Source organism: Streptomyces sp. NBC_00414, from assembly GCF_036038375.1.
Lineage (GTDB): Bacteria > Actinomycetota > Actinomycetes > Streptomycetales > Streptomycetaceae > Streptomyces.
The window spans coordinates 3,992,097-4,005,998 of record NZ_CP107935.1 but is presented as its reverse complement, the minus strand read 5'-3'; the positions used below and the strand labels follow the sequence as shown (position 1 = coordinate 4,005,998).

General features: G+C 69.5%; 12 protein-coding genes. 8 read left to right on the top strand and 4 right to left on the bottom strand.

All coding sequences use genetic code 11. The features are described 5' to 3' along the window. The first annotated feature begins 24 nt into the window (after window positions 1-24). The 5 genes from OHS59_RS17170 (at window position 25) to OHS59_RS17150 (ending at window position 4,821) form a co-directional block, all read left to right on the top strand. A complete protein-coding gene (locus OHS59_RS17170) occupies window positions 25-1,188 on the top strand; it encodes a sugar kinase (RefSeq protein ID WP_328499240.1) in 1,164 nt (387 codons plus the stop codon). Continuing rightward, window positions 1,185-1,949 carry an IclR family transcriptional regulator gene (locus OHS59_RS17165; protein ID WP_328494274.1) on the top strand — a complete coding sequence of 255 codons (765 nt, stop codon included), beginning with the start codon at window positions 1,185-1,187 and terminating at the stop codon, window positions 1,947-1,949. The genes OHS59_RS17170 and OHS59_RS17165 overlap by 4 nt, the downstream gene beginning before the upstream one ends. Continuing rightward, window positions 1,946-2,356, top strand: a complete 411-nt coding sequence (locus tag OHS59_RS17160; protein ID WP_328494273.1) for a RidA family protein — start codon at window positions 1,946-1,948, stop codon at window positions 2,354-2,356. The genes OHS59_RS17165 and OHS59_RS17160 overlap by 4 nt, the downstream gene beginning before the upstream one ends. A 155-nt stretch (window positions 2,357-2,511) precedes the next feature. Continuing rightward, the gene (locus OHS59_RS17155; RefSeq protein ID WP_328494272.1) at window positions 2,512-4,080 is read left to right on the top strand and encodes a GntP family permease; all 1,569 of its coding nucleotides are present in this window, start codon (window positions 2,512-2,514) and stop codon (window positions 4,078-4,080) included. 66 nt (window positions 4,081-4,146) lie between these two features. Beyond that, window positions 4,147-4,821 (top strand): hypothetical protein, encoded by a 675-nt coding sequence (locus OHS59_RS17150; RefSeq protein ID WP_328494271.1) that lies wholly within the window; start codon window positions 4,147-4,149, stop codon window positions 4,819-4,821. Window positions 4,822-4,909: 88 nt separating this feature from the next. On the opposite strand, the gene OHS59_RS17145 is transcribed toward OHS59_RS17150, so the two are convergent. Further along, window positions 4,910-6,253: a M14 family metallopeptidase gene (locus OHS59_RS17145; RefSeq protein WP_328494270.1), complete on the bottom strand. Its 1,344-nt coding sequence runs from the start codon at window positions 6,251-6,253 to the stop codon at window positions 4,910-4,912. Window positions 6,254-6,521: 268 nt separating this feature from the next. Here OHS59_RS17145 and OHS59_RS17140 point away from each other — a divergent pair, with 268 nt between their 5' ends. Then, window positions 6,522-7,949: an Nramp family divalent metal transporter gene (locus OHS59_RS17140; RefSeq protein ID WP_443061454.1), complete on the top strand. Its 1,428-nt coding sequence runs from the start codon at window positions 6,522-6,524 to the stop codon at window positions 7,947-7,949. Between the two features lie 32 nt (window positions 7,950-7,981). Here the strand turns inward: OHS59_RS17140 and OHS59_RS17135 are convergent, their stop codons facing one another. From OHS59_RS17135 to OHS59_RS17125, 3 genes are all read right to left on the bottom strand, one after another. Beyond that, window positions 7,982-9,253, bottom strand: coding sequence for a hypothetical protein (locus OHS59_RS17135; protein WP_328494268.1), 1,272 nt, complete (start codon window positions 9,251-9,253; stop codon window positions 7,982-7,984). Between the two features lie 83 nt (window positions 9,254-9,336). Beyond that, window positions 9,337-9,864, bottom strand: coding sequence for a SigE family RNA polymerase sigma factor (locus OHS59_RS17130; RefSeq protein ID WP_328494267.1), 528 nt, complete (start codon window positions 9,862-9,864; stop codon window positions 9,337-9,339). Between the two features lie 199 nt (window positions 9,865-10,063). Further along, on the bottom strand, window positions 10,064-11,752 hold the full coding sequence (locus OHS59_RS17125; protein WP_328494266.1) for a chitinase: 1,689 nt from the start codon (window positions 11,750-11,752) through the stop codon (window positions 10,064-10,066). A gap of 404 nt (window positions 11,753-12,156) precedes the next feature. On the opposite strand from OHS59_RS17125, the gene OHS59_RS17120 reads away from it, so the two are divergent. Continuing rightward, window positions 12,157-13,038, top strand: coding sequence for a hypothetical protein (locus OHS59_RS17120; protein ID WP_328494265.1), 882 nt, complete (start codon window positions 12,157-12,159; stop codon window positions 13,036-13,038). Window positions 13,039-13,148: 110 nt separating this feature from the next. Continuing rightward, entirely contained in the window at window positions 13,149-13,862 is a 714-nt protein-coding gene (gene cpaB / locus OHS59_RS17115; RefSeq protein ID WP_328494264.1) for a Flp pilus assembly protein CpaB, read from the top strand. Window positions 13,863-13,902: the final 40 nt, after the last annotated feature.

Sequence of the window (13,902 nt, the reverse complement as noted above, 5' to 3'; positions counted from 1 at the left end):
GAGGTCGTCACACTCGGCGAGTCCATGGTCACGTTCCTCCCGTCCCGCCCGGGCCGCCTCGCCGACGTGCCGTCGTTCGAGCGCGCGATCGGCGGCGCGGAATCAAACGTGGCGTGCGTACTGGCGGCCGCGGGCCACACCACGCGATGGGTCAGCCGGGTAGGCGCGGACGGCTTCGGCGACCACCTCCTGGAGACCATCGCGTCATACGGCGTGGACACCTCAGCCGTACGACGCGACCCCACCCGCCCCACCGGCATCTACTTCCGCACGGCCGGCGACCGGGCCACCGACGCCCACGAGGTGGCGTACTACCGCACCGGTTCCGCCGCCGCGGCGATGTCCCCCACCACCGTCGACCTGGACGCCCTCCACGCGGCGGACATCCTCCACCTCTCCGGCATCACAGCAGCCCTCTCCCAGGACTGCCTGTCCCTCCTCAAGACCCTGACGTCGAGGTCGATGACAAGCCCTCACCCCCTGATCTCCTTCGACGTCAACTACCGAGAAGGCCTCTGGCCGGACGCCACCACGGCAGGCACCACCCTCCTCGCCCTGGCCCGAGGCGCGGACCTGGTCTTCGTGGGCGAGGACGAGGCAGAGGCGGCGTGGGGCATCACAGGCGGCCCGCAGGCGATCCGGGAAGCACTCCCGGAACCAAACGTGCTGGTGGTCAAGAACGGCAGCGCGGGAGCCACCCTCTTCGAAGCGGAGGCGGACCGTCACCCGCGTACGGCGACAAGGGGGCGCGCCGGGGGGTGTTCGCCCGCAGGCGCCGGTGCGTCAACCGCCCTCGCCTCCAAGGCCCCCGATTCCGCACCGGACCGAGGACGGACACCCCCCGGCGCGCCCCCGCCCCACCCCACAAGCGAAGGCGTGGGCGACACCGTCACCGACGCCCCCGCCCTCAAGGTGGACGTGATCGCCCCAGTAGGCGCGGGCGACGCCTTCGCCGCAGGCTTCCTGTCGGCAACCCTCCGCGGCCTCCCCCCGAAACACCGCCTCCGCCACGGCCACCTCATGGCCGCAGCCGCCCTCACCGTCCCCGGAGACCTGGCCGCACCCCCCTCCCGCGACCACGCCGACCGCCTCGCCGCCCTGGACGACAACGCGTGGGGGACACTTCGACTCGGCCCCGGCTGGACGAACGCCGCAGACCGGGCCCAGGAGGAGGTACCGACCCCATGAGCCAGACCGTCGACCGCGCGCTGAGCATCCTGCCGCTGCTCGCCGAGGGCCCCGCCGACCTAGGACAGGTCGCCGACCGCCTCGACGTCCACAAATCCACCGCCCTGCGGCTCCTGCGCACCCTCCACGAACACGGCCTGGTCTACCGCCAGTCCGACCAGCGCTACCGCCTGGGCGCCCGCCTCTTCGCACTCGCCCAGGAAGCCGTGGAGAACCTCGACGTGCGGGAGATCGCCCACCCCCACCTCGTACGCCTCAACGAGAACTGCGGCCACACCGTCCACCTCGCGGTGCACGAGGACGGCGAAGTCCTGTACATCGACAAGGTCGACAGCCGCTACCCGGTACGCATGTACTCCCGCATCGGCAAACCCGTGGCCATCACAGTCGCCGCAGTTGCCAAGCTGCTCCTCGCCGACCTCCCCGAGCAGGAGCGACGCACGTTCGCGGAGAAGCTCGACTACCCCATGTACACGTCCCGTTCGACCCCCAGCGCCCCCGCCTTCCTGCGGGAGCTGGACAAGGTCCGCGAACAGGGCTGGGCCACCGACCTCGGAGGCCACGAGGAGTCCATCAACTGCGTGGGCGCCCCCATCCGGGGCACGGACGGACGGGTCGTGGCGGCCATGTCCGTCTCGGCCCCGAACGTGGTCGTCACCGCGGACGAACTCCTCACACTGCTCCCCCTGGTCCGCCGCACCGCGGAGGCCATCAGCGCCGAGTACTCAGGCAAGACCCCGACGAAGGAAACCAGCTCATGACCGACAAGACCGCCCTCACCCCGAAGACCCACACGACCCCGCCCGCCAAGTTCTCGCACGGCGTCAGGAAGGGGAACATCCTCCAGGTCGCGGGCCAGGTCGGCTTCCTGCCCGCGGTCGAGGGGCAGCCCCCGACACCCGCGGGCCCCACGCTGCGCGAGCAGACCCTCCAGACGCTCGCCAACGTGAAGGCGATCCTCGAAGAGGGCGGCGCCTCCTGGGACGACGCGATGATGATCCGCGTCTACCTCACCGACGTCGACCACTTCGCGGAGATGAACGCCATCTACAACGCGTACTTCGAGGAGCAGAACCTCACCGCACCCCCGGCGGCCCGCACGACGGTGTACGTGGGCCTGCCCGCCGGCCTCCTCGTCGAGATCGACGCACTGGCAGTACTGAACTGACTGTGACCCCGCGCCCTCAGGGGCGCGGGGACCGCCGGCCCGCACCCGGCGACAACAAGCACCACCCCCCACAAACACCCCGCACGACGTACGGCGATCCCCCCTGCCCAAAAACACGGAACTCCGCACCCTGCCCCGAAAAAGAGGCCCTCCCCATGTCATCCCTCCTCGCAGCCGCCCCACCAGCCCCAGAAGTCCCACCCCACACAGGAGGCCTGCTCCTCCTCCTGGACGGCACAGCGGGCCTGCTGACCGTCGCGGCGCTCGGCATCGTCCTTCTGCTGGTCCTGATCATCAAGGTCAGACTCCAGCCGTTCGTCGCACTGCTCGCGGTCTCCATAGCCGTGGGTCTCTCCGCGGGCCTGTCGGTCACGGAACTCTTCGGCACGGTCCAGAGATCGGCCTCCGTCTCGATGATCGAGTCGGGCATGGGCGGCATCCTCGGCCACGTCGCGATCATCATCGGCCTCGGCACGATGCTGGGCGCGATCCTGGAGGTGTCAGGCGGAGCCGAAGCGCTCTCCACCCGCCTGCTGAACCTCTTCGGCGAGAAGCGCGCCCCGCTCGCGATGGGCCTCACCGGCCTCATCTTCGGCATCCCGGTCTTCTTCGACGTGGGCATCTTCGTCCTCGCGCCGATCGTCTACGCCGCCGCCAAGCGCTCGGGCAAGTCGATCCTTCTCTACTGCATGCCCCTGCTCGCGGGCCTGTCGATGACGCACGCGTTCCTGCCCCCGCACCCCGGCCCGGTGGCCGCCGCAGGCCTGTTCAAGGTGGACCTCGGCTGGGTCATCCTGATGGGCATCATCGTCGGCATCCCGGCCGTACTCGCCGCCTGGGCGTACGCGGCCTGGATCGGCAAGCGCCTCTTCGTCCCCGTACCGCAGGACATGCTGGAGGCGGCGGACGAAGCGAAGGCCGCAGTGGCCGAGGAGCGCGCGGCACGCCGAGCGGCAGCCCGCTCGACGGGAGCGCCCGACGACACGGTCACGGGCAAGGGCTCCACAACCGTCGCGACGACCACCCAGCCCCAGCCCGAGGACTACGCGGAACAGCCGGTCCCCCTCCCCACGGTCTTCCTGATCATCGGTACGCCCCTGCTGCTGATCCTGGCCGCGACGTTCTCCTCGATCGCGCTGGACCCCTCGACCTTCCGCTCGGTCGTCGAGTTCTTCGGCCACCCCTTCGTCGCGCTGACGATCGCGCTGCTGATGGCGTACTACCTGCTGGGCATCAGGCGGGGCTGGTCCCGCAAGTCCCTGGAAACGGTCTCCACGTCATCCCTCAAGCCGGTGGGCAACATCCTCCTGGTGGTGGGCGCGGGCGGAGTCTTCGGCGCCGTGCTCAAGGGCTCGGGCATCGCGGACGCGCTGGCGGACACCTTCAACGACGTGGGCCTGCCGGTCATCGTGCTGGCCTACCTGATCTCGGTCGTCCTGCGGGTCGCCCAGGGCTCGGCGACGGTGGCCATCGTCACCACGGCCGGCATCGTGGTCCCGCTGGTCGAGGGCCAGGACCTCTCCCAGGCACACCTGGCACTGATCATCATGGCGATCTCGGCGGGCTCGATCTTCGCCTCGCACGTCAACGACGGCGGCTTCTGGATCGTCGCCAAGTACTTCGGCATCTCCGAACGGGACACCCTCAAGTCCTGGACGGTCCTGGAAACGGTCCTGTCGGTGGCGGGCTTCACGATGGCGGCGGCACTGAGCGTCTTCATATAACGATGTAGCGGGACGAACCGGAGCCCGACTGTTCCTGGCACAGGATCGTCGACCATACTGCCCGCTGTGGAGCAGCGCATAGGACCCAACATCCAGCCCCTGCAAGGCGCCGCGGTCGACCCGGCGTTCGTGCCCGGCATCACGGGCCCGCGCCCCGCCGCGCCGAAGGACGCCGAGCCCGCGGAGACCACCGAGGAGGCCGTCTCGCAAGAGACGGCCTCCGAGAAGCGGTCGGTCTCCAAGGCCCCGGCGTCCAAGACCCCGGCCTCGAAGGACGAGGCCCCGGAGGAGGAACCCGAAAAGTCTTCCGCACAGAAGCCCTCCGGCGGGAAGCCCGCCGCAGGAGATTCCTCGGACGACGAGCCCTCGGACGACGAGTCCTCGGACGACGAGCCCTCCGACAAGTCCGACGAGTCTCCGGACGGCGGCGGCCCCGTCTTCGAGGCCGCCGACCGCCGCGCGAGGATCGTCGCCGACCACAGCGGCGTACGGCTGACCCTGGACGACCAGGAGGCCGAGTTCCGCTGGGACGAGATCGGCGCCGTCGAGACGGAGTCCCCGCGTTTCGGAAAGCGTTTCACCATCACGGTGCACACGCCCGACCGCCGCTGGTACCCCCTGGAGATCGAAGCGACGTCGCGATCCAGCTTCAAGGAGTGGGAGACCAGCCTCGACGAGGTCCTGGACACCTACTTCGAGGACGACGAGGCCGCAGAACCCGCCGAGGAGAGCGCCCCGTAGGGGGCGCGGGGAACTGCGCGCCCAGCCACGACGGGCCCGCAGTTCCCCACAACCTCACTCCACCGCATCCACTGCGGTCGACCGGAGGTCAGGCGCAGTACTGCGCCTCCTTGCCGATGGACCGATACATGCAGTCGGCGTTCTCCAGAAGCTGCAGCACGGCATCCCGGTTCCGCGAGGTCTCCCGCTCGATGACCTCGTCGGGCGGATAGAACCCGCCCCCGCCACTGGACGACGGGTACATCTCGAAGGTGTAGCCGAAGATCTTCTGGCTGCCCCAGAGGTAGTCGTCGATCGACCCGTCCGTGATGTAGAGGTCGCTCGACTGCTCGGGCGTGTACCCGTTGCTGGCGGCCATCTTCTGCCCGACCGCGGCGAAGGCGTTGCGGTCGTCGGCCGTCATCCCGGTCGCGGTGTCCGCGGTGGTGTACCCGAAGGGCCACAGCACCAGCTCGCTGTACGTGTGGAAGTCCACGCCCGCCTTGATCTGCTGGGTGCCGCCGACGACCCGGCTGCGGACGAAGTCGGCGACGACCTTCACCTCGGGAGCGGACTCGGGCGCCGAGCCCCGGTAGGTCTCGGACGACGTGGAACCGGACGAGCCGCCACAGCAGCCCCAGCGGTAGTTCCAGTTGCGGTTGAGGTCGGTCCCCACAGCGGAACTGCCGCTGTTGGGCTGCCGGTTCTTGCGCCAGGACCGGTACGCGCCGGTGGCGATGTCGTACTCGCCGCCGTCCGGATTGAGGTCCGGGACGATCCAGATCTCACGGTTGTTCACCATGTTCGTGACGCGGGAGTCCGACCCGTACCCGGCACCCAGTTCGCGCAGCAGATAGAGCGCCATCTCCACGGTGAGGTGCTCGCGCGCGTGCTGGTGGTGGGTGAACAGGACCTCGGGCTCGGACTCGTCGGTGGCGACGTTGTCGCTGATCTTGATGGCGATGATGTCCCGGCCCGAGTAGGACTTCCCGATCACGCGCTTGCTCATGATGCCCGGGTACGCGGACAGGCGCTGGTTGATCTCCGTGTTCATCTCGGCGTAGTTGTGATAGCGCGAGTCGGCCGAGGGGAAGTCGAGGATGCCGACGTCGGCGTCGGCGGCGCTCGACCGGTCCGGGGCGGAGCCGAGGGAGGTCACCTCGTATCCGAGCTGCCGCAGTTTCCTGGCCTGGGCGGCGCGTCCCGAGACGACGACGGTCTCCTCGTCGGCCTCGTCGATCGACACACCGGTCCGCGCGATGGCCGTACGGACGGCGGAGGTGCTGCCGTGCACATGGATCTCGTACTGGCGGATCTCGTCCGTGTCGGAGGCGGGGGCCGCCCCGGGGGTGGCCCCCGCGTCGGTCATGGCGGCGACGGGCGCCGCGAGAGCCAGGGCGAGGAGCGTGGCGAGAGCAGCGCTGCGCCGCCTACGTCTGTCACGAAATCGCATGGATCCTCCTGTTTTCTCCATGGAATCCGGGATCACCGGAAATGTGGGGATTGGAGCGGGGGATGGCTGTGCGGTGTGGCGCTCATCGTGGAGCCATGGCATGTCCGGGTCAAGGCCGGACCGCGGGCCGGTACCGGAATCAGGCCGAAATCGAACCGCCCCCACCGCCCGAACGCCCCTCGAACAGGCAGTTCATCCTGTGCACATCAGGTGGGGATCGGCGCACGCCCTCTTGTGTCCCGGATCTCTTTACGCTTTCTTGATCGGCATGGCGGACACCTCGGGACACGCGGACACCAAGGGCTCGGGCGGCACTCCGGAACCCTCGGGCAGCACAACGGGACCAGGGACACCGGGAAAGGGCGTGGCCGGCCCCCGGAAATCCAGTTGGAAGTACATCGGCCCCGGCATCGTGGTCGCCGCGACGGGCGTGGGCGCGGGTGACCTCGTCGCCACCCTGATCGCGGGCTCGAACTTCGGCTACACCCTCCTGTGGGCCGCCGTGATCGGCTGCCTGGTGAAGATCTCCCTGGCCGAGGCCGCGGGCCGCTGGCACCTGTCCACCGGCCGGACCCTCTTCGACGGCTGGGCGAGCCTCGGCCGCTGGACGTCGTGGTTCTTCGTCGTGTACGTCGTGATCTGGGGCTTCGTCTACGGGGCGGCGGCCATGTCCTCGTCGGGGCTGCCCCTGCAGGCACTGTTCCCGGACGTCATGGACCTCAAGTGGTGGGCCATCCTGACCGGCCTGGTCGGTCTGGTCTTCGTCTGGTTCAACAAGTACGCGGTCTTCGAGAAGGTCATGACGGTCCTGGTGGGCGTCATGTTCGTCGTCACGGTCTATCTGGCGATCCGCGTCACGCCCCACCTGGGCGAGGCGTTCGCGGGCCTGCTGCCGGTGCTGCCCGACGAGAAGGACTCGATCCTCAACACGCTCGGCCTGATCGGCGGCGTCGGCGGCACGATCACGCTCGCCGCGTACGGCTACTGGGTCAACGCGAAGGGCTGGACGAACACCGGCTGGATGAAGGTGATGCGGCTCGACAACCGCGTCGCCTACATCACCACCGGCATCTTCGTCATCGCCATGCTCTTCGTCGGGGCGGAGATCCTGCACTCCTCCAACATCGCGATCGCGAGCGGCGACAAGGGCCTGATCCAGCTCGGCGACATCCTTGAGGACGAGTACGGCACGGCGACCGCCAAGTTCTTCCTCATCGGCTTCTTCGCCACGTCCTTCACCTCACTGATCGGCGTCTGGCACGGCGTGAGCCTGATGTTCGCGGACTTCGTGGAACGCTTCCGCAAGGACAGGGCCGCCGCGTCCGCCGCGAAGACCGCGCACGCGGACCCGGAAACCGACGCCGACGCGAACCCGGCCTCGGGCGAGGAGGTGGCATCCGGCACCCACGAGAAGTCCTGGCCGTTCCGCGCCTACCTCCTCTGGCTGACCTTCCCGCCCATGGTCCTGCTCTTCGAGGGCCAGCCCTTCCGCCTGATCATCCTGTACGGAGTCCTGGGCGCGGCCTTCCTCCCCTTCCTGGCCCTCACCCTGGTCTGGCTCCTCAACTCCTCCCGCACACCGCCCGAGTGGCGCAACGGCCTCCTGAGCAACGCCATGCTGACGATCGCCGGCCTGCTCTTCGTCGTCCTGTGCGTGAAGCAGATCTGGGACCAGCCGTGGGCGGAGTTCTTCTAGAGCCTGCCCGAGTTCCAGAGCCTGCCCGGGTTCTAGGGCCTGCCCGACACGATCCGCCACTTCCCGCTGGTGGCGATCTTCCTGAGCCGCTCCATGGTCAGCGCGGGGGTGTCACGGGTCGCGGCGGTGTTCTGCGCACCGCTGTTGAAGGCGCTGACCACCACACGCAGCCCGTCGGTCCTGAGGGTGTCGACGGTCCACATGACGACTCCGGAGCCGCCCTTCTCGCCGGGCCCCTGCTGGGTGGCGACCTTCGTGCCGTCGGGCAGTGTCTCGGCGTCGGGGCCGAAGAGCTGGTCCTCGGCGTCCGACATGCCGTGCTGCACGTTGATCTGGACGAGGCTCCTGCCCTTGCCGTCGTCGACGACCACGTAGGTGTACTCGGTGCCCGGGGCGCCCTTCGAGGTCACCTCGACACCCTTGGGAAGCAGTGAGACGAGCGTGGCCCTGACCCGGCCCCCGGCCGCCGGGGGAGCGGGCTCCGTGCCCGCCTCCGCGCCCGACGGCTTCTTCGGGATGGCGTCGACGGCGAAGCGCCACTCCTCCGCCGTCACGACGGACTTCAACTGCGCCGGGGAGAGCGGGGGGTTCGGCCTGGTGACGGGGGCGTCCTTCTCGGCGGGCGCGTTCCACTCCGTCACGCTGATCTGCTGGCCCTGCGGGGTGACGAGCTGCGCGTACCAGTGCTTCGTGTCCGCGCGGCGATCCGGGTACTCGTAGCCCTGAAGGATCATGAGGTCGGAGCCGTCGGGGAGCTCGCTCCGCTTGCAGGCGTCGTAGCGCGCGAGGATCTTGTCCGGGCAGGTGGTCACCTCCTCGGCCTTCTCGCTGTCCGCCTCGATCCGGCCGAGGCCGACCTCGACCGCCGCCTGTCCGTGTCCGTCGTCGAACACGAGATGGGCGTACGGGCCGAGGGGGTGATCGGTGGAGCGGGCCTCCTTCACGCTGAACGTCCCCTCGGGGAGCAGCGATTCGAGGGTCCGGAGCAGTTCGGGGCCGGACATGGGGCCCCGGTCGGGCGTGACGACGGTGCCGTCCGGGACGGGGGTACCGCCCGAGGCCACGGACGGCTCCGTGCCCCGGCCGCCGTCCCAGGGCATGAGCAGCGCCCCGCCCACACCCACGAGGGCGATACCGGTCACGCCGCCCACGACGGCCGCGCGCCGCCGCAGTCTCAGCCGCCGGCCGCGGGCCCGTCCGGCGGCGACCAGGGCGGTCCCGTCGGTCTCGAAGGAGTCGCCGGCCTGCCGCAGGGCCGCGCCCAGCCGGTCGTCGAAGGGAATCTCGTCGTGTTCAACAGACATGGCACATCACCGTTTCGCCGTTTCGGAAGGGCCGAGGACCGCGGGGTCACAGGCTGTGGGAGGTCTCGGAGGAGGGGACGGGCTCAGGGCGCCGCGTACTCGCCCAGGCTCTCGCCGAGCAGGGCGCGCAGTCTGGCGAGGGCGCGTACGCAGCGGGTGCGTACCGCGGCCGAACTGGCGTTCATGGCGTCGGCCGTCTCCTCGATGCTGCGGTCCTCCCAGTAGCGCAGGACGACCACGGCCCGGTCCTTGGGGGACAGCCGCCCCAGTGCCTCGATCAGGGTCAGCCGCAGGGGTGTGTCGGCGTCGGCGGCCGGGGTGTCCAGGACGTCGGGGAACACGTCGGTGGCGCGTTCCTTGCTGCTGCGCCGCCGCTGGTGGGTGAGGAAGGTGCGGGTGAGGACGGTCTGGGCGTACCCGGCGGGGTTGCCCACGCGGGAGACCCGGCCCCAGTGGACGTACAGCCGGCCGAGCGTCTCCTGCACCAGGTCCTCGGCGAGATGGGTGTCGCCCCCGGTGAGCAGGCAGGCGGAACGGTAGAGGTGCCCCACGCGCGCCGACGCGAACTCCTGGTATTCGCCCGCGTGCAGCCCCGCTCCGACCGGTCTCATGCACTCCCCCTGTGTTCGCCCGTGCCGCCCTCACTCCATTGACGCGGTGGGCCCCCGGAAATGTTTCAGACGCGGTGGGCCGCACTGTCGGGGACTGCCGGGACCCTTCCGGAACGCGACGCGGCGCCGCACCGGTGCGTACACACCGGTGCGGCGCCGAGATGCCGAACCACTCACACGTGAGCCCGTCGGCCTGCCGCTACGGCAGCGCGTGCACGTGCGGTCCCACCGCGTTCGACCACGCGTTGCCCGCCGTGGCGTCCCAGTTCGTCGACCAGGTCATCGCGCCGCGCAGGTCCGGGTAGGTCCTGGACGGCTTGAAGGAGCCGCAGTTCGTGCCCTTGGCGAGGCAGTCGAGGGCGTTGTTCACGATGGCCGGGGAGACGTATCCGCTGCCCGCGCCGCGGGTCGAGGCAGGGACGCCGAGGCCCACCTGGGAGGGGGCGAGGCCGCCTTCCAGCTGGATGCAGGCGAGGGCGGTCAGGAAGTCCACCGAGCCCTGCGAGTACACCTTGCCGTCGCAGCCGAGCATCGAACCGCTGTTGTAGTACTGCATGTTGACGACCGTGAGGATGTCCTTGATGTTCAGGGCCGTCTGGAAGTACGTGTTCGACGTGGACTGCATGTCGATCGTCTGCGGTGCCATCGTGATGATCAGCGAGGAGCCCGCCTTCGCGGACAGGGACCGCAGGGCCTGCGTCATGTAGGTGGCGTTGAGGCCGTTCTCCAGGTCGATGTCGACGCCGTCGAAGCCGTACGTCTGCATCAGCGCGTACACGGAGTTCGCGAAGTTCGTCGCCGAGGCGGCGTCGTTCACCGCGACCGTGCCGCGCTCGCCGCCGATCGAGATGATCACCTTCTTGCCCGCGGCCTTCTTGGCCTGGACGTCGGCCTTGAACTGGTCGACGGTGTAGCCGCCGAGCCCGGCCGAGTCGAGGTTGAAGGTCACGGCGCCCGGCGTCGTCGTGGCGTCGGCGAAGGACACCGCGATGATGTCGTACTGGGACGGCACGTCGGAGATCTTCTGTACGGTCGCGCCGTTGTTGAAGTTCTGCCAGTAGCCGGTCACCGCGTGCTTGGGCAGGTTGCCCCCGTTGCCGGAGGAGGCCTTGGTGGTCCCGGTGACCGCGGTCGACCTCGCCGACTCACCGGCCGTGTTCGTCGCGGTGACCTGGAAGGAGTACGAGGTGGAGGCTGCCAGCCCGGTGACGGTGGCCGAGGTGCCGGTCACGGCCGCGACCTTCGTACCGCTGCGGTAGATGTTGTAGCCGCTCGCGCCCGACACCGGGTTCCAGGCGAGGGAGACGGAGGAGGAGGTCGTGGACGCCACGTTCAGGCCCGCGGGGGTCGCGGGGACCACCGGGTCGGGGTCGCCGCCTCCGCCCCCGTCGGGTCCGAACACGGACACGTCGTCGGCGAAGTAGGCCGCCTGCCCGTACCAGCCGTGGGTGTAGACCGTCACGGAGGTGGTGTTGGCGCCCGTCGTGAAGGACGTCGTCAGCTGCTTCCAGGACGAGGAGTCCGGGGTCCAGGTCGACACGTCGGTCGTCCCGGTGCCGCTCGCGCCGAGGTACGCGTACCCGCCCTGCACCCACGCGCTGAGCGAGTAGCCGGAGTTGGGCTTCACGGCCACGGTCTGGCTGCAGCGGGCGTTGTCCTGTCCGGCCGGGGTGGCCTTCAGGGCGGCGGCGCCCCCGTGCACGGGGGAGGAGACGGTGGCGCCGCTGGCCGCCGAACAGGTCCAGTTGGAGAGTCCCGACTCGTATCCGGCGTTCTTGGTGTTGTTGACGTCCGCGGCCGAGGCCTGGCCGGCACCGGCGAGAGAGAGGGCGGACGCGGCGAGCACGGCGGCGAGGGCGCCGGCCCAGGTCCGTCTGCGTCTGGGCATGCCTGATACGCGGTCCACTGGGGCCTCCGGTGGGGGAGTGGGGGTGGGGAGGGGACGAGCACAGTGCGTGCACGGTGGCCACCGTCGCCTCTCCAAACTGGTCCAGACCAATCAGGTTGTCAAGACCTTTGGCGAGGTCAACGCGCCTGCCGCGCTGCGGAGTTGAGGCATGTGCGGATCACTCTGTGTGGATCACACGCGCACCTTGCGTGAATTGATCTCAAGGATCCGGTGTTGAGCGGCGCATGCCGTGGATAAGGTGCAGTTGCGGAAGGACGCCACAGTGGCAAGTTGTGTCCGTCCGTGAGGGATTGATGGCGACATTCGCGACAACATTCAGGCGATACAGGGGCGATCTGGGACGCGGTTGACCACCCGTCCCAGTGAACGGGGTGGTGTGCAGCGTGCCGACCGCGATAGCCGTCACCAGTTCCGATCTGGTGCTCCCGCCGCACGACCGGCAGATCCCGCCCGCCGCCGTCCAGCCCCTCGAAAGCCTCGAAAGCTCCATCACCGCCATGCACGCGCTGATCGAGCAGCACGGCTATGTGATCGCGCTGTATCCGGCCTCCACGTCGGACAACGTCACCCGGCGGCTGCACGCCGTGCGCTCCGTCCTGGAGAGCGACCGCGTCGCGCTGCTCGCCCTCGACCTGCCGCCGCTCGGTCTCGCCCTGCTCGCCCAGCAGTTGCGCCAGCTCTCCGTCTGCGACTTCAGCCCGGGAGTGCTCGCCTCCTCCGCGCGGCTGCTCGCCCACTACATCTACTCGGGCGCCCTGCTCAACTCGGTCGCCAAGCTCGACCGGATCCCGGTCTCGCTCAGGTCGCACGCCAAGTCATGGGTGCCGGGCGCCCAGTTCGCCGTACTGGCCACTCCGCGGCCCCAGCTGGTGCGCGTCGGCCAGGAGGAGCTGACCGGGCCCGAGTTCGGGACGCGGATGCTCGTCGCGGCGGGGCAGCTGCCCGCCGACTGGCTCACCGGGACGCTCGCCCCCGCCTGGCACGTGCAGGGGGTCGCGACCGTGCCGCTGCCCGCCGAGTCGACCCGCTGGTGGGGCACGGCCAAGGTCGCCGAGTTCGCCGCGGGCCTCTACGACGTGTCCGTGCTGTACCAACTGGTCTCCTCGGTACGGCGCGAGGAGTGCCGCTGGTGCGGCCTTGAGCTGATCGGCGACCGCTGCGGTTTCTGCGCGGCGCCGTTGCTGCCACCCTCGTCGAACGAGCTTCCGAAGGCCGTCGTGCGGGCAGCCTCTTCGGTACGCGCCCTGCCCCGAGGGGCTACGTGAGCCCCGCACGCCAAGCGCGTACACCTGAATAACGGTGAAAACCCTGCAAGACCCCGCACCACCGGTGAATTCCCCTTGAACTCGGCACCGCCCCCACGAGGTGAGATGTAGTGAACTCGCGCCAGCGCCGCGGCGTCATCCTGCTGGTCCTCTCGGTCCTGTGCGCCGTGGGCGCCTTCGCCGGAGTGCTGTCGGTGATCCGCGACGTGAACTCGAAGGTCGGCCCCGAGGTCACCGCATACCGGCTGAAGGACGACATCGCCCCCTACAAGGGGCTGTCGGCCGACCAGTTCGAGAAGGTCTCCATGCCCGAGCGATGGCTCTCGTCCACCGCGGTCACCGACCTCTCCCAGGTCCGCGGCAAGATCGCCGTCACCCAGCTGAAGAAGGGCTCGCTGCTCCAGACGGACATGATCGTCGACCGGCCCGCCCTGGAGGCGGGCCAGCAGGAGATCGCGATCCTGATCGACGCGGCGACCGGTGTGGCCGGCAAGATCAACCCGGGCTCGCGGGTCAACATCTACGCCACGTTCAAGGACGAGAGCGACAACGGCAAGGACCAGTCGAAGGTCATCGTGCAGAACGCCCGCGTCATCGACGTAGGCAAGCTGACCGCGCTCGACCCCGGCCAGTCCAGCAACGACCGCCGCCGCACCGCCAACGAGGCCGTCCCCATCACGTTCGCCCTCGACACCGCCGACGCCCAGCGCGTCGCGTACGCCGAGTCGTTCGCCGAACACGTCCGCCTCGCCCTGATCGCGGGCGGCGCCGACGCCACCGTCGCCCCCGGCGACCGCTCGTACACCCTCGACGAGGACAAGTAGGAGGCCGTGATGCGCTCAGTCCGCCCGAGGCCGTCCGGTA

What these genes read in the sequence shown, in the direction of transcription:
- OHS59_RS17170 (WP_328499240.1), top strand. Translation starts at nt 25, where the DNA reads ATGGTCACGTTCCTCCCGTCCCGCCCGGGCCGCCTCGCCGACGTGCCG.
- OHS59_RS17165 (WP_328494274.1), top strand. Translation starts at nt 1,185, where the DNA reads ATGAGCCAGACCGTCGACCGCGCGCTGAGCATCCTGCCGCTGCTCGCC.
- OHS59_RS17160 (WP_328494273.1), top strand. Translation starts at nt 1,946, where the DNA reads ATGACCGACAAGACCGCCCTCACCCCGAAGACCCACACGACCCCGCCC.
- OHS59_RS17155 (WP_328494272.1), top strand. Translation starts at nt 2,512, where the DNA reads ATGTCATCCCTCCTCGCAGCCGCCCCACCAGCCCCAGAAGTCCCACCC.
- OHS59_RS17145 (WP_328494270.1), bottom strand. Translation starts at nt 6,253, where the DNA reads ATGCGATTTCGTGACAGACGTAGGCGGCGCAGCGCTGCTCTCGCCACG.
- OHS59_RS17140 (WP_443061454.1), top strand. Translation starts at nt 6,522, where the DNA reads ATGGCGGACACCTCGGGACACGCGGACACCAAGGGCTCGGGCGGCACT.
- OHS59_RS17135 (WP_328494268.1), bottom strand. Translation starts at nt 9,253, where the DNA reads ATGTCTGTTGAACACGACGAGATTCCCTTCGACGACCGGCTGGGCGCG.
- OHS59_RS17130 (WP_328494267.1), bottom strand. Translation starts at nt 9,864, where the DNA reads ATGAGACCGGTCGGAGCGGGGCTGCACGCGGGCGAATACCAGGAGTTC.
- OHS59_RS17125 (WP_328494266.1), bottom strand. Translation starts at nt 11,752, where the DNA reads ATGCCCAGACGCAGACGGACCTGGGCCGGCGCCCTCGCCGCCGTGCTC.